The 22,886-nt window shown below is 53.4% G+C and carries 19 protein-coding genes; 11 read left to right on the top strand and 8 right to left on the bottom strand.

Going from position 1 to position 22,886, the window contains the following annotated elements:
• Positions 1-418 precede the first annotated feature (418 nt).
• Entirely contained in the window at positions 419-2,191 is a 1,773-nt protein-coding gene (locus ACZ5YD_RS00005; protein WP_379739660.1) for a type B DNA-directed DNA polymerase, read from the bottom strand.
• Positions 2,192-2,227: 36 nt separating this feature from the next.
• Here ACZ5YD_RS00005 and ACZ5YD_RS00010 point away from each other — a divergent pair, with 36 nt between their 5' ends.
• The 3 genes from ACZ5YD_RS00010 (at position 2,228) to ACZ5YD_RS00020 (ending at position 7,564) form a co-directional block, all read left to right on the top strand.
• Entirely contained in the window at positions 2,228-2,374 is a 147-nt protein-coding gene (locus ACZ5YD_RS00010) for a hypothetical protein (protein ID WP_006629034.1), read from the top strand.
• A gap of 310 nt (positions 2,375-2,684) precedes the next feature.
• Positions 2,685-3,455: a S1 family peptidase gene (locus ACZ5YD_RS00015; RefSeq protein WP_379739656.1), complete on the top strand. Its 771-nt coding sequence runs from the start codon at positions 2,685-2,687 to the stop codon at positions 3,453-3,455.
• A gap of 650 nt (positions 3,456-4,105) precedes the next feature.
• A complete protein-coding gene (locus ACZ5YD_RS00020) occupies positions 4,106-7,564 on the top strand; it encodes an Eco57I restriction-modification methylase domain-containing protein (protein ID WP_379739653.1) in 3,459 nt (1,152 codons plus the stop codon).
• A gap of 126 nt (positions 7,565-7,690) precedes the next feature.
• On the opposite strand, the gene ACZ5YD_RS00025 is transcribed toward ACZ5YD_RS00020, so the two are convergent.
• Entirely contained in the window at positions 7,691-8,644 is a 954-nt protein-coding gene (locus ACZ5YD_RS00025; RefSeq protein ID WP_379739650.1) for a hypothetical protein, read from the bottom strand.
• Complete coding sequence (locus tag ACZ5YD_RS00030) at positions 8,644-9,279, bottom strand: hypothetical protein (RefSeq protein WP_379739647.1); 636 nt, start codon at positions 9,277-9,279, stop codon at positions 8,644-8,646. The genes ACZ5YD_RS00025 and ACZ5YD_RS00030 overlap by 1 nt, the downstream gene beginning before the upstream one ends.
• A gap of 318 nt (positions 9,280-9,597) precedes the next feature.
• Between ACZ5YD_RS00030 and ACZ5YD_RS00035 the strand changes: the two genes are divergently transcribed.
• Positions 9,598-10,419 (top strand): recombinase family protein, encoded by an 822-nt coding sequence (locus ACZ5YD_RS00035; protein ID WP_379739644.1) that lies wholly within the window; start codon positions 9,598-9,600, stop codon positions 10,417-10,419.
• Positions 10,420-10,634: 215 nt separating this feature from the next.
• On the opposite strand, the gene ACZ5YD_RS00040 is transcribed toward ACZ5YD_RS00035, so the two are convergent.
• Both ACZ5YD_RS00040 and ACZ5YD_RS00045 read right to left on the bottom strand, forming a co-directional pair.
• Positions 10,635-11,927, bottom strand: a complete 1,293-nt coding sequence (locus ACZ5YD_RS00040; protein ID WP_379739639.1) for a hypothetical protein — start codon at positions 11,925-11,927, stop codon at positions 10,635-10,637.
• A 202-nt stretch (positions 11,928-12,129) separates the two neighbouring features.
• Positions 12,130-12,627, bottom strand: a complete 498-nt coding sequence (locus ACZ5YD_RS00045) for a hypothetical protein (protein WP_379739636.1) — start codon at positions 12,625-12,627, stop codon at positions 12,130-12,132.
• 977 nt (positions 12,628-13,604) lie between these two features.
• Here ACZ5YD_RS00045 and ACZ5YD_RS00050 point away from each other — a divergent pair.
• The 3 genes from ACZ5YD_RS00050 (at position 13,605) to ACZ5YD_RS00060 (ending at position 15,468) form a co-directional block, all read left to right on the top strand.
• Positions 13,605-14,267 carry a hypothetical protein gene (locus ACZ5YD_RS00050; protein WP_379739633.1) on the top strand — a complete coding sequence of 221 codons (663 nt, stop codon included), beginning with the start codon at positions 13,605-13,607 and terminating at the stop codon, positions 14,265-14,267.
• A gap of 119 nt (positions 14,268-14,386) precedes the next feature.
• On the top strand, positions 14,387-14,977 hold the full coding sequence (locus tag ACZ5YD_RS00055) for a HEPN domain-containing protein (RefSeq protein ID WP_379739630.1): 591 nt from the start codon (positions 14,387-14,389) through the stop codon (positions 14,975-14,977).
• A 209-nt stretch (positions 14,978-15,186) separates the two neighbouring features.
• Entirely contained in the window at positions 15,187-15,468 is a 282-nt protein-coding gene (locus tag ACZ5YD_RS00060) for a helix-turn-helix transcriptional regulator (RefSeq protein ID WP_379739628.1), read from the top strand.
• Between the two features lie 31 nt (positions 15,469-15,499).
• On the opposite strand, the gene ACZ5YD_RS00065 is transcribed toward ACZ5YD_RS00060, so the two are convergent.
• Positions 15,500-15,628, bottom strand: coding sequence for a hypothetical protein (locus ACZ5YD_RS00065; RefSeq protein WP_379739968.1), 129 nt, complete (start codon positions 15,626-15,628; stop codon positions 15,500-15,502).
• Positions 15,625-16,299: a helix-turn-helix domain-containing protein gene (locus tag ACZ5YD_RS00070; protein ID WP_379739944.1), complete on the bottom strand. Its 675-nt coding sequence runs from the start codon at positions 16,297-16,299 to the stop codon at positions 15,625-15,627. The genes ACZ5YD_RS00065 and ACZ5YD_RS00070 overlap by 4 nt, the downstream gene beginning before the upstream one ends.
• Positions 16,300-16,792: 493 nt before the next feature.
• On the opposite strand from ACZ5YD_RS00070, the gene ACZ5YD_RS00075 reads away from it, so the two are divergent.
• From ACZ5YD_RS00075 to ACZ5YD_RS00090, 4 genes are all read left to right on the top strand, one after another.
• Complete coding sequence (locus tag ACZ5YD_RS00075; RefSeq protein ID WP_379739626.1) at positions 16,793-17,665, top strand: ParA family protein; 873 nt, start codon at positions 16,793-16,795, stop codon at positions 17,663-17,665.
• Positions 17,658-18,143: a DUF7970 domain-containing protein gene (locus ACZ5YD_RS00080; protein WP_379739624.1), complete on the top strand. Its 486-nt coding sequence runs from the start codon at positions 17,658-17,660 to the stop codon at positions 18,141-18,143. Before ACZ5YD_RS00075 ends, ACZ5YD_RS00080 begins: the two co-directional genes overlap by 8 nt.
• 443 nt (positions 18,144-18,586) lie before the next feature.
• Positions 18,587-21,085 carry a heavy metal translocating P-type ATPase gene (locus tag ACZ5YD_RS00085; protein ID WP_379739622.1) on the top strand — a complete coding sequence of 833 codons (2,499 nt, stop codon included), beginning with the start codon at positions 18,587-18,589 and terminating at the stop codon, positions 21,083-21,085.
• 171 nt (positions 21,086-21,256) lie between these two features.
• Positions 21,257-21,442: a DUF7333 family protein gene (locus ACZ5YD_RS00090; protein WP_379739619.1), complete on the top strand. Its 186-nt coding sequence runs from the start codon at positions 21,257-21,259 to the stop codon at positions 21,440-21,442.
• Between the two features lie 145 nt (positions 21,443-21,587).
• Here the strand turns inward: ACZ5YD_RS00090 and ACZ5YD_RS00095 are convergent, their stop codons facing one another.
• The gene (locus ACZ5YD_RS00095; RefSeq protein ID WP_379739616.1) at positions 21,588-22,790 is read right to left on the bottom strand and encodes a hypothetical protein; all 1,203 of its coding nucleotides are present in this window, start codon (positions 22,788-22,790) and stop codon (positions 21,588-21,590) included.
• Positions 22,791-22,886 lie beyond the last annotated feature (96 nt).

Below are 22,886 nucleotides of genomic sequence, written 5' to 3' on the forward strand. Positions count from 1 at the left end.
CTTTGGTGATCTCGAATGTTTCACCCCCTCCCCCCTTTTTCGAGTTGTAAGTCGCGGGGGAACAGGCCATCCAAGACGTAGTGTAACGAGAGGTGAGGTAACTAAAATTGGTGTAGAGGTGTTGAGACGCGATAATACACGGAATGAGAACCACGAATGGGATGAAGTCGTCCTCTACATCCCGAGACATCAATCGTCTAGCTGAGCTAGACGATATATTTTCTTATCCCTAGTGCGGTTATGGTAAGGTAACGTGTGATATAAACTTTCGCATATCTAATCGCAAGTTAGAAGATTAGACACTCAGCCTCTCTATCGCGTATATCCACCACAATCGGCTGTTTTGCAGTCCCTCTTGCTGTTCACCCCCTCCCCGGCGTCACGAGTTTACAACTCGAAAAAGGGGGGAGGGGGTTCGTCAGGTCCAGTCCGTGATACCGACTACATGTGTTCCGTTGAGTTCTCGTCGGATGTCGTTCCGATCCCAGTCAAGAGGTGCCAGTATGCTCTCGACCGCTCGAACTAGCTGCGTCTCGTAGTACGAGGCGTCGTAGGTCTCGATCGCTTCGTGGGCGAGGGCGACCCGGTCTCGCGAGAATTTCTCGTCGTCGACGACTACGTACTCGATGTCCTGGCCCGGGTGGACTGCCAGTTCCTGCTCGCGGGCTCGCTTCAAGGCGGCCACGTTCTGGGTATTCTGTGAGTAGCCTTCCAGGGGCTTGGAGACACGGTTCCGCTCGACGAGCCGCTCTACTGCTACGTTGCCCGCCTGCAGTTCGTCGATTGCTCGTTCGAGACGTCCGAGCACTGCGTCCGGTGACCGCGTGGCATCGAGCCGGTCGAGGCAGTCCCGCTGGACGTCCTCGATGAACGGCGGGGTCGAGCGCTGCCGCGCTTCGATGCCTCTGATCTTGAAGTCGTCGTCGCCGGCGACCTTCCCGAAGTACTTCGTCAACGCGCCGGCGTCGCTCTCGCGCTGCGGCACGAACGCCACCCAGTCGTACTGAGCTTCGTGTTCGAGCCGAATCTCGACACGTCCCGTGATCTCCGTCGCGAGCGTCTCGAGGTTCTCGCGGTCCTCGTCGTCGACGTCGGGGTCCGGCGTCACCCAGATGGAGTCGACGATGCCGTGGACGACTCGCCAGCCGCCCGCTTCAAGCCGCTGTTTCGCCGTCAGCAGAATTTCGCGAGCGAACGCGTTGATCGCCTCGTGGCACTCGATGCGGCCGAACTTCGCGTTGCTGAACCCTTGATAGCCGAAGCAGGCGACGAGGATCCACTTCAGCGCTCCCGACCGTCCCTCGAGCTCCGCCAGCCGGTCCTTGTCGGGGTCGTCCCGTTCCTTCTCGCGACGGATGGCCGCCTTGATCTCGTCGCGAGCGTCGATGATCGGCTGTAGCACGTCGACGAGGTAGCCCCGGTCGTCGCAGATCGAGTACCCGAGGCCGGGGACATCGTCGCGGTCGCTGTGGCAGTCACACCGGATGACGTCCGGTGAGATGTTTCTGGTACAGATGATGTTCGGGTACAACGAGGAGAAGTCGAGTTCGTGGACGTTCTCGTGGAGGCCGGCCTCGGGGGCGAAGATGAACCCGCCGCGGTCGGCGTCATGGAGCGTCCCCATCGGCTTGTAGAACTCGTGGCGCCAGGAGTTCCACGGGACGAGGACACCGCGGTCGTGGGCCTCGCAAATCTGGATCGCCGTCAGCACGTTCCCGATCGACGCCCACGCGAGCTCCTGGACGGGCTTGTTCGAGCGCGACACGAGGTCGAGGACGCCGTCGAGGTTCGTCTCCCCGTAGAAGAACGTGTTCGACTCGTCGATGATCGCCCGGCCGGGCACGTTGTACCGCGCCGGCGAGTGGCCGACGCGGCCGTAGCTCGAGTACGTCGACCGGCTCGCGAGCTGCTGGTAGTCGACGTCCGGCCACCGACTCAGCGAGAAGTCGTCGACGCCTGCGTCCGTCGCCATCTCGTACAGAGTCGGGATGATCTCGCTGGTTGAGCAGACCAGGACATCCGGATCGTGCGCTTCGAGTGCCCCTTGGACGGCGGTCAAGATATCCGTCGGCGAGCCGGTGACGGCGTCGCCGGCGACGGACAGTTTCTCGTAGACGTCGTTGCTCGTTTCGGTCACCGGAATACTGAGCCGGAGCGTCGACAGCTCGCTCGCTTTTATCCTCGGCGTCATCCTTTTAGTGGTAGGTACACTATTCCTCTTTACAGTATGACCGACGAAGGAAACTCCGGTGACGGCGGCTCCTCCGGCGACGGTGAAGCCCCCGACCTCGGACAATTCGGATCCCACGAGACATTCAAGGGCGGAGACAGCCCCGACAACACACGGCCCGGCGACACCTCCGACGACGAGTAAGGCCGCTGTAACCCCTCTAGTCTAGATTTTATATCACGGTTAGCAGCAGGTATTCAATACAGCAACGGCTTTGTCAGCTACTTGCTTGCTGTCAGCAGCGGTGTGACCGATATAGAGATTCCATGTAGGACGGAAGCTTTTTTCTTTCGCCTCAGATGCGTTGAAGCAACCGTTCACTGTTTATGCGCAGTGACCAGGCCACCCCGGTTACGATTACGGGTAGGAGGCACGGTCGTTTAACGGGCCTTCCCGGGTCTTACTCGATGTATCACCAACGTCAATAACCCGGCCTACTCTACCGGAACACAACATGAGCATGCCGAACAACCCTTTAGACTCGCTATTCCTGTGCGTCACACCGATCAAACTACCGGGCGGCGGTCACGCAACAGGGACACTATTCCGATACGAGCAGGAAGACGAGAAGACAGACTATCTCGTCACGAACCGGCACGTCTTCGTTGAGGAGAACGATGACGGCGAAGAAGAATTCGTAGCCGAGGAAGCCCGGATTTACCTGCGAGACAACGCGGACGCACCGATGCTCCGTATCAGCCGCCCACTAGATTTAGTGAAGGACGGCGAGCGGCAATGGATGGAACACTCCGCTGAACCGCAACCCGACCTGGCAGTGCTCGAATTGTACGACGATTTGGATGATTACATCAATCAACCGATCGGCCCGCCAAACTTCCTCCCTGATGAACGACCGATAACAGCAGGTGAGGAAGCGATGATTGTTGGGTACCCAGTGATCGAACCGAACGACTACATGCCGATAATCCGGAGTGCCCTGATCTCTAGTCATTACGGCGGCGGATTTATGGGGAATCTCGCGTTCGCAACAGACGCGAACACGCACTCCGGGATGAGCGGAAGCCCAATCTTCACAACACCGTCGATAATCGATCAGATGGATGGCGGGCCCGTCGTGTATAAGCAACCGCAGCGGTACTTCCTCGGAATTCACTCATCGACTCTGCAATCGCCCGCGCATTCGATAGAGGAAGGCCCGCTGAATGTTAATTTCGCGTTCTACCCGGAGCAGATCATTGAGATCATCGAAAACAGTGAAGAGTGAACATGTCGTCAGCCTCACGGCTTGACCTTCCCGTACCAGTTCCACACGATCCGAGCGCGTTCCGGCCGCGCCACTCGACCAGCGACAGGAGAAGTACGACGATTGTCACCAATCACGACCCGATACCGGTGCTGTCGGATCAGACATGTCCCAAGGATACCCATCAAGATAGTGAAAAGCAGGGTATGGACAGCATTGAGGACGTCGTGTGAACAAAAAACGCCTGTTTCGGGTCTGTCGTAGGACCGAGTGGGAGGAATTAGCGCAATAATCACAACCACAATTGACTCTCTGCTGTCTCGGACTACAATAATGTGAAGAGCTGCTCTGTTAAACTCGATGACCGCACGGCGATCATGATCTCTGAAGAGGCGATCAACTCACTCTTCGTCGTCGAGGAGTTGGATCGATCCACCTGGCGATTTCGATCTTCACTTTCTCTTCCAAGAATCCATTTCTGACTTTTCTCGACAGCGCTCCTAAGTCGAGTACAGAGTGACCGATCCCAACTCCTTCTGCGGATTCAACAGAGCAGATTCGAAAATGACTGGGAGAAAGTGGACTTCTGACGCCGATATTTCGGCAGCACATAAATGAATATGTTCAGGGGGAAGCGATTAAGTCCCGACCAGTCAACGTACCTGTTATCCATGCCTGGTCCGGATGAAGTCCGTTCTATCTTAGAGGATTTCGTCGACGATCTAGACGACCACCTTGGCCCTCAAAAGCTGGAAGAGACGCTACAAGGTGATTACAGTCCAAACACCGCAGAGTTAGGAAGTCAGCCCGAGCCTTGGATTCGCCGACACCTCATCCGTCCGCTTCTCGAAGAAGTCGATCTCTACTGGGAGCCAGAGATCCACGGTGGAGGAGAAGGATATCCTGACTTCGGAATTACCAACCTTGATGTCAAGGTAATTGGCGAGGACAAGAAACTCAACGGATCCGAAGACGCTGCCGAAGATATCGAGACCTACCTGAATAACCGGGCAGCAAGCCAAGGAGCCGAATACGGTATCGCCACGGACGGGATCACTTGGACAGTAATCCGCGTCGAACTCGGTGGAGACTACCTTGACTACGATCGAATCGATCCGACACCAATCGACTTCCGCCAGGAACTGCTGAAAATAGCTTCCGAACGTACCTCAATTTCGCACACCGGTGTCTCAGAGGTAGACGTAGATGAAAAAGCTGAACTGTTCTATGAAACATTCAGCCACGACAGCTTCAACCAGTTGTTAACTCAGGAAGCTCCGAAAAGAATCCGTAGAGAGAAACAGGCGGGTATCGAGGAGTTCTACGACCTGTACGTCCAGATCTTATTCGGAGAAGGTTCCAACGACTACGACTACGATACAACTCTTATCGACAATATCCAAGCCCCTGAAACTGCTTCAGAGGGCGACAAACGGAAGTTCGCTATCAAACTGGTGAATAGGCTGCTGTTCGTCAAATTCCTAGAGGACAACGAAGTTCTTCCGGAGCGATTCCTCACAGAGCGGGTGGAGAAGTACCAAGAGGCACAAGATGTTGACCAGCTTACTGGCGGCCTGTACAAGACTCAGCTTCAGCCGATTTTCTACTCCCTGTTTAATACTGAGAAGGACGACCGGATCTCGAAGCATCGCGGTGGCTGGTTTGACGACGTTGAGTACCTGAATGGGAATCTATTCGCACCGGAAGAGCAGGAACGGGAGTACGACGTCGACGACCCGATGCTAATTACCGTGGTTCGGGACCTTATCGAAGGGTCTGAGCTTGAACAGGATAACGGCAGCCTCGATCCCTCTGTTCTAGGCCAAGTGTTCGAGATGACGATTAACCACATCAACAGTGGTCAAAGCCAAAAAGACGAGGGAGCATACTACACCCCGAGCGACGTAATCCAGTTGATTAACAGGGAGACTGTTGATCCAAAGGCGTACGAGATCCTTGTTGACGCCTACAGTACTCGTCTCTCCGAGAGTTCCAATGTGGATGAGGAGACAGCTCAAGAGCTTGTTAGGGACTATGAGCTCGGGGAAATGCTACGGGAAATCGAAGAACGAGAGGGGTACTTCAGCGATCCTAATGCATTAAACGAGGCTTATCAGAGGTTGGGTGAATTGAAAGTTGTTGACCCTGCTTGTGGTTCCGGTCACTTTTTGACAGGTGTAATGGACGAGATACACCGGATTCGGATGTCGCTTCTCCGCGGCCTGTACGGGGATGATCTATCTGATGCCGAGGTCTACCAGTCTAAGAAAGAGCTAGTATTGAACTCGATTTATGGCGTCGACATCAATCCGATCGCTATCGAAATTGCAAAACTCCGAGTATGGCTGAAAATGGTGGAAGAGGGCTGGGAACAGGACTACGGCGAACTGCCAAACATCGACATTAACATCGTTCCGGGTAACTCGCTGATCGGGCTTCCACCTCGCAGCGAAGGACAGACTGCGTTAACTTCATTCGAACTGGATCTTTCCAGCTTCCGTGATATCCGGAATCAGTACCGGCAAGGAAATATCTCTCGTAGAGAACTTGACCGTCGTATCGAGGAGATGAGACCCGAACTAAACGACTACTTCCTCGATCAGATGAACCACTACATCGAAGAAGTGGTGGAGTCTGAATCTGATTGGGAAGATCTAATCGATGGATTAGACAGCCTGTATCCGTCTATTCAGAAGGTCACTCTCCGACGGAGCGACAATCAAGAACTATCTGACGATACAAAACAGGGGCTTGAAGATGCTGGATTCAACGTCGAACCTCGATATGGGAAGAGTGCGAAATTAGAAGAAGGCGATCTGAATACAGCTGATTCAATCTCCAGATTTGTTGGAGATGAGTTCTTTTTTGAGGTAGAGAGGCAGCCGCTCCAAAGCGACATAGATAAACTGGAATCGTTTGCTTCTCAACCTGATAACCCGAATCTGTCGTACGAACCGTTCCACTGGCCTGTCCGGTTCCCAGAGGCAGCACGAGAAAAAGAGAGCGGCAATGGTTACGCTGTCGAGTTTGATCTAGTTGTCGGTAATCCTCCGTACGGTGACGTTCAAAGTGATTTAGAGAAGCGGTTCACTGCCGGATACAAGACTGAGAATGTGAACGACGTTGTTGGTCCGTTCATTGAACGGCAGATCCAGATTATGAATGAAGGCGGCTACTTTGGCAATATTGTGGCCCTGATGTTTGCCTACCAGGGTAATGCTTCCACCATACGTGAAGTAATCAGGGGGAACCTCGCTGAAGGAAAAGTAGCTTGCTTTACTCGACGGCCCTCACAAGTTTTCGCGGGTTCACAAGCCCGTACAGGAATAATTACCGCTGAGAAAACTGATGGAGGAGACGATAAGTCGATCAAAACCAGCAAATTCCTCAGATTTACTGAGGACAACCGGAAGGAAGTTTTCGATAACATCGAGTACGAACCAATTGAGGGTCTTGTGCTAGGCGATAAGATAGGCGGCGGTGGGGACTCCAGTCTACCCAAGATCGGCGACGATGATGTCAAGAATATCCTTACAAAACTGAAAAATAGTTCTGACACCGTTTTCCGGGACAAGATGACTCGGAACGATTCAAACAGCACCTCTCATGTCGTTTGGAGAAGCTACCACCCAGCCTACTTTATCAACCCATTCCTTGAAGATCTCTACCCATCAGGTGAACAATCAAGAGACTTCAAGCCGATGTACTTCAACTCGGCACTTGAACAAAAAACAGCATTCCTCCTCCTCCAATCCTCTCTGTTCTACATGTACTGGATGGTCTATGAGAACGAGCGTGATGTGAACTGGAAGTCTATCGACGCATTCCCATTCCCAGATGATAGTGACTTAGAGGAAGAAAGCGAGAAAATTCACGACATTGCCGACGAACTTTGGGAGGAGATGGAACACCGATTCCTCGGGAACATTCGAGAGACATTCGACACTATCTCGGCTGTTAAACCGATTGCTGACAAGGCTGACGAGCTTCTCGGTCCGATGTACGGACTAGATGAAGACGAAGTTGAGTACGTCAAAGAGTACGACGAGCAGTACCGGCTTAGTGACGTCGATCAAACCCAGCTAGCTGATATCTCGTTCGACTGGGAAGGCGACGAAGAAGGGGACTAACTTGTAGCCATGTTCACCGGCCAGTTGGAATACGCAGGTCAAGTCCATGCTGGTCCATGAGGCGGACTCCAAGACATAGTTTAATTCCGAACTGTGAGCACCGCAGCCTCAAACAGTAGCGTGTTCTCAGCTTACCGGAGATTCCTGTGCGACCTGTCGGTAGACATCTGGATTTGACTGAACGTACTCGCCGTCTTTCTGGATGACTTCCGTTTCTGCCAGCTCGTTGAGCTTGTCGTTGACCACGAAGGGGTCAATGTCCTCACCGTACTGGCGCTGGTAGTTCCGCGTGACCGCGTCTACGTCTAGATGTAGGCTCGGGTCTTGGCGCTGAAGAGCATCGTAATAGTATGAATTACAGAATTTCGGGTAGTGCCGCAGCATCCGCAGTTCCAAGCGATCCTGTAGGACATTATACCCCTCCTTGACGACGTTCCCGATCACCGTCTTGACGTACTGATCGTTATCAAGTTCGAGCAACTGGGTTTCCTGCATCTTCTCGCCTTCAGCTACCATCTCACCATCAAAAGTCAAGAACCCGAGATCGGACAAGACCTGAACGTACTCCTCACTGTTCCCGGAGCCCTGTGCATCCTTGAGCCGAGACAGCGGGATCGATTCCTCTTCATGTACCCACCGCACCAGCTGGATGATCGCGTTCAACTGGTTCTCCACCGGTGTGAGTTCGAAGACGTGTTCGTAGATTGCCTTTGCCATCGACCAGTCAAGCCGGTCGATGATCTGCTGGCGGCGCTGTACGAACCCTTCATGAACATCATCGCGGTCCGGGAGGTTAACGATATACGCACCCTCACCGGTGGCTTCTCCGCGTAGCGTGTAGATATCTCGGATATTGATGAACTGCAGGACGCGGTCCTGCTCAAGTGAATCGGAGACATCCTTCGGGACGGTGTTGCCCAGCGAGATGACCAGATCGTCGTTGGATGTCTCGTGGATCTCGTTGACGTAGATGCCGCGGCCGTACCGGTGCTTTAGCTCGGTCTCCGCCCGGCCGTGCCGGATCTCTTCGAAGCTGTGGAATTTCAGGCGGTTTCCGGGCCCTGCGTTTGTACTGGCCATTACTCCTCGTCCTCCTGTCTAAACTGGGGGTTTGTAAGGACTTGTTGGTCGCTTCGCTGTAGCCACATCGTCCAACGGGAGGATGCTGCTGTCCACCATTCGTAGAACTGGGTTTTGGATCTTTGGGTGGGTGGGGAATCGATACGGGTAGAGCGCTGGAAGATCTCCTCGAACGGATCGTAGAACAACACGGTCTCGTCGTTGACGGTGAACGGGATGACGACGTGGTCCCACTGATACCCGTCGACGCCGCCACGGGGGTCATAGCCGTCGACGCTCTCAAAGTATGTAGAGTCCAGCTCGATGATGGGGAGTGAGCGGTCGTTGTCATCGATGATGGCTTCGAGATCCTCGAATGTCGCGTTGAACATGATCTTGGTTTCGATGCCGTAGTCTTCGATCTCTGGATCGAGTTTCGCGGGGACGTTGCGGGAGGTGGAGGCACCGCCAGCCCGGTAGTCACAGATGTCGTTGATGTCGCTGAGGCTGAGCGGGCTATCGGAATTGTGGCGGTCGGCAAATTCGTCGAGGACGTTTTTCAGTGCTGTGGGAAGGCACATGTCCTCAGTAATTTGCGGGCGGAATTCCTCGACGGTGGTCTGGAAGGTTTCCCGGTCCGCGTCCGTGATCGTCACGTATGTAGCCTCTGTCTGTCGAGTTATAGCCGAGAACAAGGTATAACTTTCGGTCATCTGACCAATTAGAGCAGTAGTCTCAGATGTCGATAAATAAAAAGGGATTTGTTGAAATCCTCATGAGCGATAGATTTCAGCAACTGTGCTGAATTTATCCTCCAAGTCTTGCACTGGTCGACCTACCAACACCTGAGTATTCCTACTGTTTCACTACCTCTCTGTACAGGACACTGATCTCAACTGCGTCGAGAAGGTAGTGGTATAGATAGAACCGCAAAAACACCCACTTGTTTAAGACAGTGGCACGTCCTCGAAAACATGAGCGAAAACGGACCCACGACCGCGGCGATCTACGCCCGGGTCTCGACATCGGATCAGGACGTGTCTCGGCAGCTCGACGAGGCGCGCGAACATCTGGAGCGTCTCGGTGTCAAAGACGTCGAGGAGTATCCGGAGATCGTCTCCGGCGCCGCCGACACCGACACTCGCGAGGTCTACAACCAACTCCTCGACGACGTCGAGAGTGGAGAGTTCGATCTCGTGGTCGTTCACGAGATCAGCCGGCTCTCTCGCCTCGGCTCGACTGAGATTCACGAGTTCATCCAACACTGCTTGGAACACGACACTGGCGTCGAGGCCCTCGACGTTGGCCTGAAGATTCACGTCGACGACGGCGAACTCCAGCAGACGATATACAGCATGGTCGCTCGGTTGATGGGTGACCTCGCCCAGATAGAACACCAGCAAAAACTCCAGCGAATCCGGTCGGGCGTCCGCGCCGCACAGTCCGCCGGAAAGTGGACCGGGAGGCCGCCGGCAGGGTTCGTCGTCGAGGACGGCTACCTCCGCGTGGATCCCACCGAGTTCCTACACGTCCGTGAGGCTCTCGCCCGCGTCGACCGCGGTGATTCGTTCGCGACCGTCGCCGACGACACCGGCATCGCCGAGTCGACGCTCCGGAGCCTCCACCAAGATCGGCGCGACCTCTACCTCGCCGGCGAGGCCGAGAACGAGCGCGTCGACGACGCGCTCACCGATATCCGCCCGCTGGAGGACGCCCGAACCGAGGATCCTGACCTCGAAGAGTTGCGCGAGCGTGTTGAGCGGCTGGAGGAGGCCACCGATATTGACCTCCACTGACACACCCTACCTCCTCAATCCTGAGTCGTGCGTACGTGTCGAATTGGCTCTGTTAAAATCCTCAACCGGTGATATGTCCTCAACGATTTGCTGAATACAGCGCGTAAATTTCACACAGATTTATCCCCAGATACGATCAGACCGGATCGGTCAACACAGGCAAACACTGTAACACACAAGTTGTCTTAATAAGAATCCCCTAGGCAGAGCCTCCATCAGTCAGTAAAACCGGCATTTGTTCGGTTCGGTGATAGGCAACTCAGTGTGTCTAAATTCTCGTAATTTTCGGCTTTGATGAATTGTCGTACAAGAATCCGGCGGAACAACCACAAGGTCGCCTCATAGTCAAGATTCAATTCCTGCGAATCAACCTTTTCATCTCCGTGAAGAACAAAATTTCTTGACTTAGAGTAAAAATACTCGGATATCCTATTCGGATCCGAACCATCCAAAGCATCGTCTGTAAACGTTCCTGAGAACTCCGCCAAATCCTCGAACTCAACCCCCAATTTGTCAATAAGATTTTTTATTTTATGCGCTGTTTTCCCACTCTCCTTATCCCGAGCTCGATGACCTTCAGCCAACTGTTCAATCCCAGATGCAAGTGACGCCATTCGGGCATCTACCGTTCGTCCGTAGATCAACGCATCGATATACCAACTAATCGCACGATTAAATGTCTCCTCATCAAGTTCGTCTAAATACGTTTCATACCCGTCGTTAAACAATACACGAGCTTCACTCCGATTCGGAAATGGATGCCCGGTATGCGCGCAACCGACACTTTGGCGATAATCTGTAATCCATGACTCACATCGCCACGATGGGGATCTCCCATCGATTGTTGTGATGCTCGCACGTATAGGTGCGGGGAGAACGCCTTGTAAAACCGCGAACAACCGTATCAGTGGCTCTATCCGTTCTAACGCGCGCTGTAGATGGATCCTCGGCGGGCAATTATCATGCTGCTCAACGATTAGCTTCGACGTTCGCACCGGTTGCTTGCGTTCTTGAATAAGATCAATACGATTCCTGTGATTATTCACTGGTTCAATATTGACCTGCCAAGAGTCACGTTCTAACATCGGTCGGTCTCGCGGTTCTGATCGAGGTTGAGGAAGATATTCAGCGTTCAACAAATCGATTTCAACCGTGACACTGCTACCAATGAGAGGTTCGTTATTGTGAGAGTCAATTTGTAGGCGTCGGGGATGAAGTTGTGTGATTTGGGTATTTTTCCACTGGAATCCCTGACGTTTCATGCCAATCCGAGCATCAAGAAGAGTTATCTCACCCCCCTCGGCCATTTCTGCGTGAAAATCTTCCTTGGGTATTGGTTTATTATCTTCTACATTCTTCTTGAAATGTTCTCCTGCTTCTGGTGCTTCAAAGGTACCTACTGATTCGCCACCAACGGTGCCGTTTTCATACAAAGTGAACTCCACCTCCCCGCGTGAGTTGTAGGCATCTACAGTAGCAGTGACGCTATCAATACTGTCATCGAACATTTGTTAGTGGCAAATCAACAGGCTAGGTTATATTTCTGAGGTAAACCTAGCTCGAATACCAATAAGGTTGCGTTGAAAAGCAAAGAACCGGTTGCGACATTCGCATTCTTCAGCGACCAGACGTTTCAGTCGATAATGTGTCTGAAGAATAGGATTTCAACAGAGACTCATATGAAGTTATCCGATTAGATCACCTTTCAAATCATAAGGCGTAGAACAACAGAGCAATCAAGATTGAAAACACCAGAATAGTAATTTTCACTTTGTGCCTGTTGAGTACCCGTTTACCTACATTATAACGGCTGTCATCAACCGCATCCCACTCCATCTGTTGAATATTCAGAAGGTAATCGATTTTATATACTATCCAGACAGTCCACGAAAGTATAATAAAAACGAGAACAAGGATTGTCAGCAATGGCGGGGCGTCTACTCCTCTGAGAACAAAGTAGAGTCCAGTAAAGAGTAGCAGACCTGCATATGTCAGACTGTCCTCCTGAATCTTGAAGAGGAATACGTTTAGACCTCCGATAACTTCGAGTACAAATGCCAGCATTAGGAAGCCAGCCGAGATCAGCGTAGTTACTAATGCGAGAGATTCTACGTTGATTATCTCAGAAGTGGGGTCAATAATAAAATTCACAACCACAAGAACAACCGCAAAGATACCAATCGCGCGGGAACCGCGCTGAGCAACCATTTGATTTGCGTTTGGACTTGTCGGTTCCTGAATTGGGGAATATGGGTTAACAAATAGATGTACCGTCGCCTGAAATACAAAGAGGCCTATTGCAGCAGAAGTTATCAAAGACCCGGATAGCATTAACGATGATCAGGACAATACCTGTGTTCTGTTCCGATTCGAGTCTTACAACCCGCTTCTTTACAATGCCTTTCGCCTTTTTGTAATTCTGCCCTCGCCTTGTCGTCATCGGACATATTCACTCACAGTTTTGGGTGTTGGTTAAGTGTTCTGTACATACTCTGTACTGAGCGATTGGGTGAAAAACTATCAGCTGCTGAGGATTTCAACAGAGCCAATTAGGTCACAATTGAGTTGAATAAGATGGGGTGTGGTGCTCTAACTGCAACAGAGCACGCATTCGTAGAACAGTACGTCGAAAAGCGGATGACTTCTCGGCGGATTGGATTTGCAACCTCCTCGAAGCGAATATCGACGAGTTCGACGACCAGCCCGACCCGCAAACAATAGTGCCGGCGATCCGGGAACAGTTGTAGATCGGTTATACTCCCCCGTTTTCCGGCTTCAAGGAGTTAAAAAACCGTTTATGCATGGTGTGGAGGTTCATTCAAGTAGTGTTGAAATCGCTGATTATGCTGATCTGGCAACTTTGTAGAACAAACTCTACCTAGTATCTCGGGGGTTGTGGGTCCCTAACCCCTCTATTTTGGCATGCCTAAAAAATTGTATAAGAATTTTTATCTGCGAAATATTTAAATACACCAACCGCCTTTCTGCAAGTGGAAAGAAAGCAACTAAAGATGATACACAACTGGAAAAGTCAGATGGGTTCGAACCTGTGGCAGCAGGTCCGAACGATCCCTCTTCGGAGCAAGCACTTCGTTGGTGACGACAGTGAGGTGCTATCTCTGTCGATTTATAAATCTTACTGCGGAGAGGCGAAGAAACCCTTCGTCACCTAACAGACATTGAGTTTGCAAGACCTCATCAGCGATCTGCAGAATCGACACCACAATCACCCCAGCCTTGAGGATCAAATCAAGGCACTCACAGCCCATTACTGGGTTGGAACTCGACCCCAAGGGCTCGATCTCTCCAAGTCGGAACTAGAAGAAACCTTGGAGGAGATGGATCTGGCCCTTGACCATAATACCGGTACGGTGGTCAGCAATCTAGAGGATGCCAAAATTATTCACGGCTCCACTGACCCTACCAATCCGGATTGGTGGGTCATCCGTGAACGTGACGGCGAGTTCCCTATGGGCGACGACATGCCGCCGGCTGTCAATGAAGAAATCACCCGGGCAAAAAACCATATCCAGAGCATGGATCCTCCGACGACGGACGGAGGCACACCCGTTCCCCGCACGGAGGAGCCTGAGAAGTTCAACGAGAATGGGGAAACACTCCGGGACGAAGTAGCCGACTACGTCGGAACGGGCCCTGATGACCTCGAAAACTACCTCGATATTGGAACACCCCGAAGTCGGAGACAGAAACTCAACGAGGTAGTGGAAGCAACCGAGGAGTCGGACCACTTCGAGATGCCCGACACATTTGACAAAATCAGCCTAATTCCAGATCCGGTGCGGTATCACCTCACCTCTACAACCGTTCGAAACTACCATCTGGACTAGTGAAGTAGTCCCGGATTGAAGCTAGTGGGGAAACTCCTACTGGCTTATTTTCTAGATGCTTTGGTACTAGTAACTACATTGTGGAAAGATATATCTGTAGCAATTTACATCCAGAGATCATGAATAATGAGACTGACAATCTGGACTACGCAAAAACGCAAGTTAACGAAGCAAGGCGGCGGCTAGACTCGGTCGTTGATAGAGTGACAAACAAGAATGTCGGCCCAGATTTTCTACCAATGGACACCAGAACCGATGAAATTGTAGCAGGTGAGGATTTGGATGAGATCCCCGATGAGCATCTGATTTGGTTGGCAAGTAGAGATGGGGACAAAACGAGAGATATTGGCGGACACATACAAAATATAATTATTGATTGTCAGTTATCTATTGAGATCGCCGTTAAGTCGATGTATAAAGCCGTAGATGAAGAGTTCAAACCAACTCATGACATCTCCTTTAGTTCTCACGAGACAGATAGATTCAATAATTCAGTACCTGTCGATTTTGAGCGGAAAGATGAGATAATCAGGGCAATTTTCCTAACTCAGTTTTGGGAACGGTTCTATGAACTAGCGAAATATGGAGCACCCGCACTTGACGTTGGGCCATCATTCATATTTGACACACCAGATGGTGAGAGAGCGATAAGTGATGCTCAATTCTGCGTGGGTCTCGCTGAGGATTTCATCGATCACGTTGGAGATTGACCCTCCGCTGGTAGACTATCCACATTATGGGGATGAACACGAATGGAACCCGGACCAAGGGATGGGTGGAGCATTCGGACAGGGATGGTTCTCATGTCCAGAATATGGTGAAATACCGGTTGGTGACCCACGAGAGGAGTGATGAATCCCTTAGCTCTAAACAGAGCCAGATCAGTAGTATTTCAAAACTCGAACGAGTAAATTGTGACATGTACGATCTCACTGGCTTTCAGCGCGATCTGCTGTACGTAGTTGCCGGACTTGATGACCCCCACGGACTCGCGATCAAAGACGAGCTCGAGGACTACTACGAAAAGGAAATCCATCATGGTCGGCTCTATCCCAACCTTGACACGCTCGTTGAGAAGGGACTCATCGAAAAAAGTCAGCGCGACCGGCGGACCAACGAGTACAACACTACTCGCCGGGGCACTAGAGAGATCGAAGCTCGGACTGAATGGGAAGCCGGGTATATTGACCACGACGGGTGATCGAACCGCTGTGTCCGAGGACTGTTTGACTCTAGTTTTTCGCGCTCTCAGCATTGAACGCTGAGACAGCGTACTCGCCGACGAGAACGTACTCGTGGCCTTCTTGGATGAGCTCTTCGAGCAGTTCGATGAGCGCGTCACTTCGGTTGTTGAAGCTCATGGCTGGGCCCGTTCGGTCTCTCGATACGTGACGCCGAGGTCGAGGTCCTCGTACATCTGGTCGAGCATCGCCAGCGCCGACTGGAACTGGGCGTAGTTCTCGCGCATGTACTCGATCGCCTCTGCTCTCGGTATCACCGGGTACCCCTCGACGTATTCGATGTCGAGTGATGGGCGGGGCTCGAGGACCATCTGTAGCGGTTCGTTAAGCTCGTCTTGGGGCTGTCGTTCGAATGCGGTCGGGAGGTCGAAGGACTCGAAGAACCCCTCCCAGGCGTCGACGTCCTGCTCACGAACAGCGAGGAACAGTGGATAGTCGTCGGGCTCGCGACCGATCTGGTAGCCGCCCTGAGTCCACACGTAGACGGCGTCGATCCGCGTGAACGCGAACGGCCAGTCACCGAATTGAGGGACGACGTATGTTTCCTCGATGGAGGGTGGACTGACGCCGGCGCTGGCAGCGACGAGCTCGAGTGCTGCGTCGCGTACGCGCTCGTCGACGACTGAGAGGCCGTCGTCATAGGAGACGTAGCCTGCGTCTTCCAGCCGATTGACGGCCTGTCTCACTGTCTCGTACGGTGTGTGGAGGTGTTGGGCGACACGGCGGATGGAGTCACCACTCTCGATAGTGAGGATGACCTGCGCCGCGGTGTCGTCGAGCACCTCATACATCTGGTGGTTACCAATAATCCGGTAACAGTTAAAAGACTTACTAGAGGACTGGGTAGAACGGCTCTGTCTGAGTTCTATCACTCAGGGCTCTCCTATTGAATGACTGAAGAATGTAGATCTCATAGCCAATCCACATAATGTGGATAATGTAGATAATGCAAATTGGGCTTCTTCAATTGGTTCGTGTGGGTGGCAAAGATTGCGATGAATACGTGTGAAATGCTGATAATCTAAATTATGTAGATTGCGTAGAGTCGACGGTGACTATGACAATTGAGATTGCGCCAACAATTTACATAATGTACAAAATGTAAATTATGTAGATAGCGTACGCAATCTGTCTGACACAGAATTAACATGGACGAGCTTCATTGACCGCGTATGACCAGTACAAAACGTACATTATCGACAAAACTCGCGCAACCTTTAACATCTACCCAATGTACATTACCTACAAAATGTACAAAATCCGCTTCTTACGGGGTGCTGAGCTATGAGTGCTGACGAGTTTGAAGGGCTCCCCGGAGCAGCTGTCTCGTTGCTCAAGGGAGGGGTAGGGAAATCCACGATCGCGCTCAACATCGCTGATCGACTCGCTGCTCGTGGCCATGAGACGGTACTATTGGATCTGGATAAGGACGGGCACATGACGACCCAGTTGGGATACGACGATACGTACGACCGAGATGCGAACCTCGGTGACGCCCTTATCGATGGTGAGGACCCCGAAGACCTGCTTATAGAGACGGACTTCGGCGTTCACCTACTCCCGTCGAGTAACGAGCTCGAGAACGTCGAGACGAGGCTGAAGGACGAACGGTTCGCAGACGTGAAGCTTCGACGGAACGTCGTCGATCCGCTCATTCAAAACGGATACGACTACGTGATAATTGATGCCGCAGGCGGCCGTGGAAAACTCTCCGACAACGCCCTCATCGCCGTCCAGCGCGTCATAATCCCGCTAATCCCGCGTGCTGGCTCGATCAACGGCCTCAATAAGATGATTGAACGCCAGATCTCCCCAATCCGGCAGAATATCGGGTTGGATATCCTCGCAGTCACTCCGAATATGATTCGCGAAACAATGGGACAACGCAACGAGCATCGGACTCTCGTTGAAAATCTCAACCGGGAGTTCGGTTCATTCGTCCCCGAGTACGCTCGTGTGGACCCGGAGATCTTCGATGCCCTCGATGATTCGGGACGCACCATCGATAGTATTCCGAAGCCAGGGATTCGCGAACGGACCGCGATTTCTCGCGCGTTCAAGCAAGGAATGCCGGTCTCGGAGTTCGACGAAGATTGCGACCAGATCACGAATTTCGACCACTTAGCGGACCTCGTGGAGGAACACAGCCATGCCTAATGAGGACGACCGTTTCGGGGACGTCGCTGAACAGCTCAAACAAACGGGGGAAGGAGCCGAATCGGATGACGACGAACGTACTGACACCCAGGATGAACCGCAACCGGATGAAGAGATAACTACTGAGGACACAGAGTCGGAGACTGAGTCCATTCCTGAGCAGGATGAGGAGGATGTGGACGAATCCACCGGTGGACCGGCCTTCTCCTTTGATGAGACCGATATGCACGGCTTCTATGTCCGGGAGGACACGTGGGATGGCGTCACCCGGATGCGATCATCGGTAACTGCTGCGTGCTCTATGTTTGATGTTCCCAAATTTGAGGGAAGAGAGTTTCAAGATGCGTGTCTCCGGGTAATTGCGGATCATGGTGATGAGGTCGCCCTCCAGATCCTCCGGGAGCGTGGTATCGAAGCCGATGCGGAACGTGTTCAGGAAGTTGTGGGGATGCTGAGCGAGCAAGCTACGAACGACTAACATTGGATTTGGGTGATTTCCCTCATCATTCAGATTTCGTGCGCATTGTACATTATGCAGATTGTGTAGCAAACCATCTGCTTGCATTCTTGCGATTATTCTCGGAACCGGGTCCGAACGCACAACCTCGGAGGATGGATCTGATGCGTGCCTTCGTTTCGTTATTAAAATATACTATTATTTATGTTTTTGAGTCCTCCTATATATTATACTATCGACAGGATGTACTGTATAGGCGTGGACATCATCGATCGACACGATATTTACTACAGAATGTGTCTGAGTAGGAGAGAGCAACAAAGACATAAACACGACCTGCGTACCGAGGTATAAGCAATTGACACTCTACCACTTAAGCACTTTGGGAAACAAAGAGTGTACCATCATCTCTATTTATATCGATCTGATATCGGACAGATAGACGGACCCACCGATACTGAGATATGACTGGCAACTGTGACTTGTGTGGCCGTGTGATTCAATCTTCCACATTCGAGACTGTTAGTGAGCGGTCATTCTGTTCAAGTGGGTGCCACGATGTGTACACGACGCTTGGAGCTCCCGATTCCCTCGATACCACCCAGACAACTGAGAACAGGATCGATCAAGAGGAAGACGCGGTTCCTACTGATCAGCATCGTTCTCGGACGTTTCTCCGGATCGACGGTATGTACTCCGCGACGTGTGAGGCGTATCTTGAATCTCTCGCCGAGAAACAAGAGGGAGTGACCAGCGCCGAGGCGAGTTACGTCACGGAGACGATCCGAGTTGAACACGATCCAGACACTGCTTCGAAGGAATCGTTGCGCGAGGCGTTGAGCACTCTGGGGTACACGGCGTATCTCCGTGAGGATGCCTCATCAGACGTGGGAGAGGCCGGTGGCACGACACGTCGATCACGGGAGATGGGTGGGATTCGAAAGCGCCGAGACGACCAGCTCTTGGGGATGCGATACTCCGTTGGATTCCTCTTCGGTGTGTTTCTGTTGGTCCCATACGTTGCGATCCTCTATCCAGCGCAGCTCGCGTCGATTTTCGACTGGCAAGTGCTCGAAATATTTGAGGGCGCATTTCGGTTAGACAGCCAAGGGGCATTCGTATTTCTCCGACTGTATTTCGTGATGACTGGTATCATTCTCGTCTTTACCGGTCTGCCAGTGTTGCGTGGCGCGTATATCAGTCTCAAAATGCGACGCCCGAACACCGATCTGTTGGTCGCGCTCACCGCCATCAGCGCGTACACGTACAGTACGGCTGCCGTTATCCTCGGGCAAAACGACATTTTCTTTGATCTCGCGATCATCGTCACGGCCGCGGTTACCGCGATGGTATTCTACGAATCGTCAATCAAACAGCGGGCACTTGATCGTCTCACCGAGCTCACCATATCACAGGTCAAGAGTGCACGAACGTACGACTCGGACGGAGAGACTGAGGAAGTTCGCGTGGAGAATCTCAATACAGGGGATGTCGTGCTCGTTCGACAGGGCGAACGTGTTCCAATAGACGGTGAACTGGTTGAAGACAGCTGTACCGTCGACGAAGCGATCGTGACAGGTGAATCGCTTCCGGTGCTCAAACGCGCCGGAGACGACGTGATCGGGGGGTCGATCGTGACGGACGGTGCAGCGTTGGTCCGTGTCGGCCCAGACGTAACGAGTAGTATCGACCGGATAACGACCGCCGTCTGGGACCTACAGAGCGCGACTCACGCCGTCCAACGCCATGCCGATCAACTCGCGTCGTACGCCGTCTCCCTCGTCGTCGGAGCCGCTGTCTCGGTCGGCGGCGTCGGTGTACTCGCATTTGGGATTGGTCTCCCAGATGCCGTCCTCCTCGCGCTGTTGATCATCCTTGCCGGCTCGCCGTGGGCTCTCGGACTTGCGACGCCCCTGTCGGTCGCGAAGAGTCTCTCCAGTGCGCTCCGGCGCGGGATCATCATCTTCGACGAAACAGTCTTCGAACGGCTCCGCGACGTCGATATCGTCGTCTTCGATAAGACGGGGACACTCACAACTGGGGAGATGGAGGTGATCGAAGCGGACGCGCCCCCCGAGCTGCTCGACGCTGTCGCCGCGCTCGAACAACGGGCGTCACACCCCGCCGCAAACGCTATCACGACGGCATTCGCGGGCAGTAACGGGGGTGACGGCACAAAGGAGCAGTCGGATTCGGTAGATGACGCTATTGGAGCGGAACGCGCCGATCGGATACGCGAGTTCACGAACCACCGGTCCGGTATCGACGGCGTGATCGGCGACACGTCGTTTCTCGTCGGGAACCTCGATCTGTTCGCGGAACAGGGGTGGACCGTCGACGACGACATCCGGTCTCGGGTCGCCGACGCTCAGGGATTCGGTCAGCTACCGGTTGTGATCGGTCGCGACGGGACGGCAGAGGGACTGATCGTCGTCGGGGACGAGCCGCGAGAGGGCTGGGACGACACCGTCTCTCGGCTCGGGGAACGAGGCACGGAGATCGTGGTCCTGACCGGCGACGACGAGGAGGCGACAGACTTCTTCAAGCGACACGACGCCGTGACGCACGTCTTTGCGACGGTTCCGCCGGAGGGGAAGACGGCGACGATCCGGCGGCTCAAATCCAACGGCCAGGTCGCGATGGTCGGTGACGGCACCAACGACGCGCCGGCGCTCGCTGCCGCCGACCTCGGTATCTCGCTGGGCGGCGGGACGGCGTTGGCCGCCGACGCCGCCGATGTTGCGATCGTCGACGACGACATCAGCTCCGTCGAAACCGCCTTCGACCTCGCGGGAGCGGCCCGCCGTCGCGTGAAACAGAACAATCTCCTCGCGTTCTCCTACAACGGCATCGCCCTCACGGCGTTGGCTGTCGGGTTCTTCAATCCGCTGACGGCAGCGGCTGCGGTCATTGCTGGCGGTGGGGTGCTCGCGGTAAACACTCGCCGGAAACTCCTCGGGTAGCGAGGTATATTTCCGAACGAACCTGATTCCGGGTCGTTCTACTGACGAAGTATGGAGAGTGGCTGTCCATCGTTCCCCCCGTCGTTGATCCGATCGTTGTAGTCGCTAACTGGATCCATATCGCTTCTGTTGGTAAAGTACTATTCCTGTCCAGACGCTACTACTACTACTATGGAATTTGATTTCGTGCGCTCAGTGATTCCGCTCGCTGTGATTGTCGCCGTCGCAACGGTCGCGTTGACCATGGTGATGACACCCTCGACCGTCTTCATGATGGTTCTTCCCTCGATGATCGTGTTCTCCGTGGTCGCGTACTTCCTCGGAATGAAACATGGTGAATTCCGCGTTAGCCCGTAGCGGTCCTAATTGGTACTTCCTCGCTAGAGCCACAGTATCCCCCGTCCGAGGCGTCCTAATCCGAGTTACTAGCCCGTTAATCGTCACTTCGCGCTCAATAGGGCTCGCTGGGACCAGTAACCGAGGATCGGCGTGGCCGGAATGTCTATTCTGTGATCCCCGTACTGATCTCAGACGACTCTTGTCGGACAGGTGCTGGGGAGTCAATCGAATACACCAGCGTGCCGGTGAACAGTGCGATGCTCCCTAACAGGAATATTGAACTGAGCGGCGACGCCGAATCGACGAAGATCCAGTATATCGGCGCCGCGATCGTCGGGCCGGCCGCGATGACGGCGACTTGGGAGACGAGTGGGCCACAGCATCCACACGTACACGCACCGACGACCGTCGCTGTCCCGGCCGTGCTCTGCGTCGCCCCCGCCTGCCGATCGAGACGCCACGAGTGAGCGACGGCGGCCGCGTTCAACCCCACGAGGACGCCGAGTAGTCCGAGCACGATGACCACTCCAGGAGAGATTGCGATGAAAAACGGGATATCGGGAAGCAATACCTCAAGGGTTGGCCATCGCACTATCTGATACAGTACGTTCAGAACCGTCACAGTCGTTTCTTGCGGGTCCCCCTCTTCATTGAAGAAAGACAGGTATCCTGTCGTCGCCATAAAGAAGAGGCTCACCATGACTCCGACGCTGAATCCGAACCGACGCGCCACCGGATCCTGAAGGATCGTCGACAGCGCCGCGCCTACGTCCTTCCAGAGAATGTATCCGACGAGCAGCGGTGTCGCGATGACGATCCCGTACCCTATTGGGTTGGTGTAGCCGCTGAAGCCGGGCAGCAGATACGGATACAGTATCCAGCCGCCAAGCAGCATTCCCAGAGCCATATACCGGGGACGTGTCGTCCATCGCACGAGTCCGGTGATGAAACTCGCAACCACGACTAACAGGCCAGTTCCTATCGCGAGCGGCTGATACCACGACCGCGGAAACGGCATTGAATCCGCCTGATACGTCGGATCCGGAGCCAGTCCCTCGAAGAGGATAGCGCCGACGATAGCAACTCCGATGCCGACCGCAATTCCGTACAGTGCGGTTCTCGGTGAGATCTTCCCCCTTCGCTTGAGGAGGACGAGCGCACCGACTGCGAAGGCGCCGATACCTGCGATCGCCAGTCCGTGCGACTGTGAGAGACCCGACGACTCAGCGCCACCGTGGGCCGAAACTGTTGGGATCAGCGAAAGGAGGCTAACCCCGACAGAAATCAGGATGAGCAGTCGGATCGACCTCCGCCGAGGCCCCGGTCCGTCGCCATCTGCATTCTCTCCACGGCCTCTCAGAGCCATTACGAGTGATTTGTGATCCGCACACAATTATCTGTCTCTTCCTCGCTCCTCCGAGACGCATTGCGTGACCTCCCCGGGAGTCTGTATACGCGTGGG

The sequence above is a fragment of the Halopenitus salinus genome, from assembly GCF_055397165.1.

Bases quoted from the DNA above. Each gene is read 5' to 3' on its own strand.
- ACZ5YD_RS00005 (WP_379739660.1), bottom strand. From the start codon at position 2,191: ATGACGCCGAGGATAAAAGCGAGCGAGCTGTCGACGCTCCGGCTCAGT.
- ACZ5YD_RS00010 (WP_006629034.1), top strand. From the start codon at position 2,228: ATGACCGACGAAGGAAACTCCGGTGACGGCGGCTCCTCCGGCGACGGT.
- ACZ5YD_RS00015 (WP_379739656.1), top strand. From the start codon at position 2,685: ATGAGCATGCCGAACAACCCTTTAGACTCGCTATTCCTGTGCGTCACA.
- ACZ5YD_RS00020 (WP_379739653.1), top strand. From the start codon at position 4,106: ATGCCTGGTCCGGATGAAGTCCGTTCTATCTTAGAGGATTTCGTCGAC.
- ACZ5YD_RS00025 (WP_379739650.1), bottom strand. From the start codon at position 8,644: ATGGCCAGTACAAACGCAGGGCCCGGAAACCGCCTGAAATTCCACAGC.
- ACZ5YD_RS00035 (WP_379739644.1), top strand. From the start codon at position 9,598: ATGAGCGAAAACGGACCCACGACCGCGGCGATCTACGCCCGGGTCTCG.
- ACZ5YD_RS00040 (WP_379739639.1), bottom strand. From the start codon at position 11,927: ATGTTCGATGACAGTATTGATAGCGTCACTGCTACTGTAGATGCCTAC.
- ACZ5YD_RS00045 (WP_379739636.1), bottom strand. From the start codon at position 12,627: ATGGTTGCTCAGCGCGGTTCCCGCGCGATTGGTATCTTTGCGGTTGTT.
- ACZ5YD_RS00055 (WP_379739630.1), top strand. From the start codon at position 14,387: ATGAATAATGAGACTGACAATCTGGACTACGCAAAAACGCAAGTTAAC.
- ACZ5YD_RS00060 (WP_379739628.1), top strand. From the start codon at position 15,187: ATGTACGATCTCACTGGCTTTCAGCGCGATCTGCTGTACGTAGTTGCC.
- ACZ5YD_RS00065 (WP_379739968.1), bottom strand. From the start codon at position 15,628: ATGAGCTTCAACAACCGAAGTGACGCGCTCATCGAACTGCTCGAAGAG.
- ACZ5YD_RS00070 (WP_379739944.1), bottom strand. From the start codon at position 16,299: ATGTATGAGGTGCTCGACGACACCGCGGCGCAGGTCATCCTCACTATC.
- ACZ5YD_RS00075 (WP_379739626.1), top strand. From the start codon at position 16,793: ATGAGTGCTGACGAGTTTGAAGGGCTCCCCGGAGCAGCTGTCTCGTTG.
- ACZ5YD_RS00080 (WP_379739624.1), top strand. From the start codon at position 17,658: ATGCCTAATGAGGACGACCGTTTCGGGGACGTCGCTGAACAGCTCAAA.
- ACZ5YD_RS00085 (WP_379739622.1), top strand. From the start codon at position 18,587: ATGACTGGCAACTGTGACTTGTGTGGCCGTGTGATTCAATCTTCCACA.
- ACZ5YD_RS00090 (WP_379739619.1), top strand. From the start codon at position 21,257: ATGGAATTTGATTTCGTGCGCTCAGTGATTCCGCTCGCTGTGATTGTC.
- ACZ5YD_RS00095 (WP_379739616.1), bottom strand. From the start codon at position 22,790: ATGGCTCTGAGAGGCCGTGGAGAGAATGCAGATGGCGACGGACCGGGG.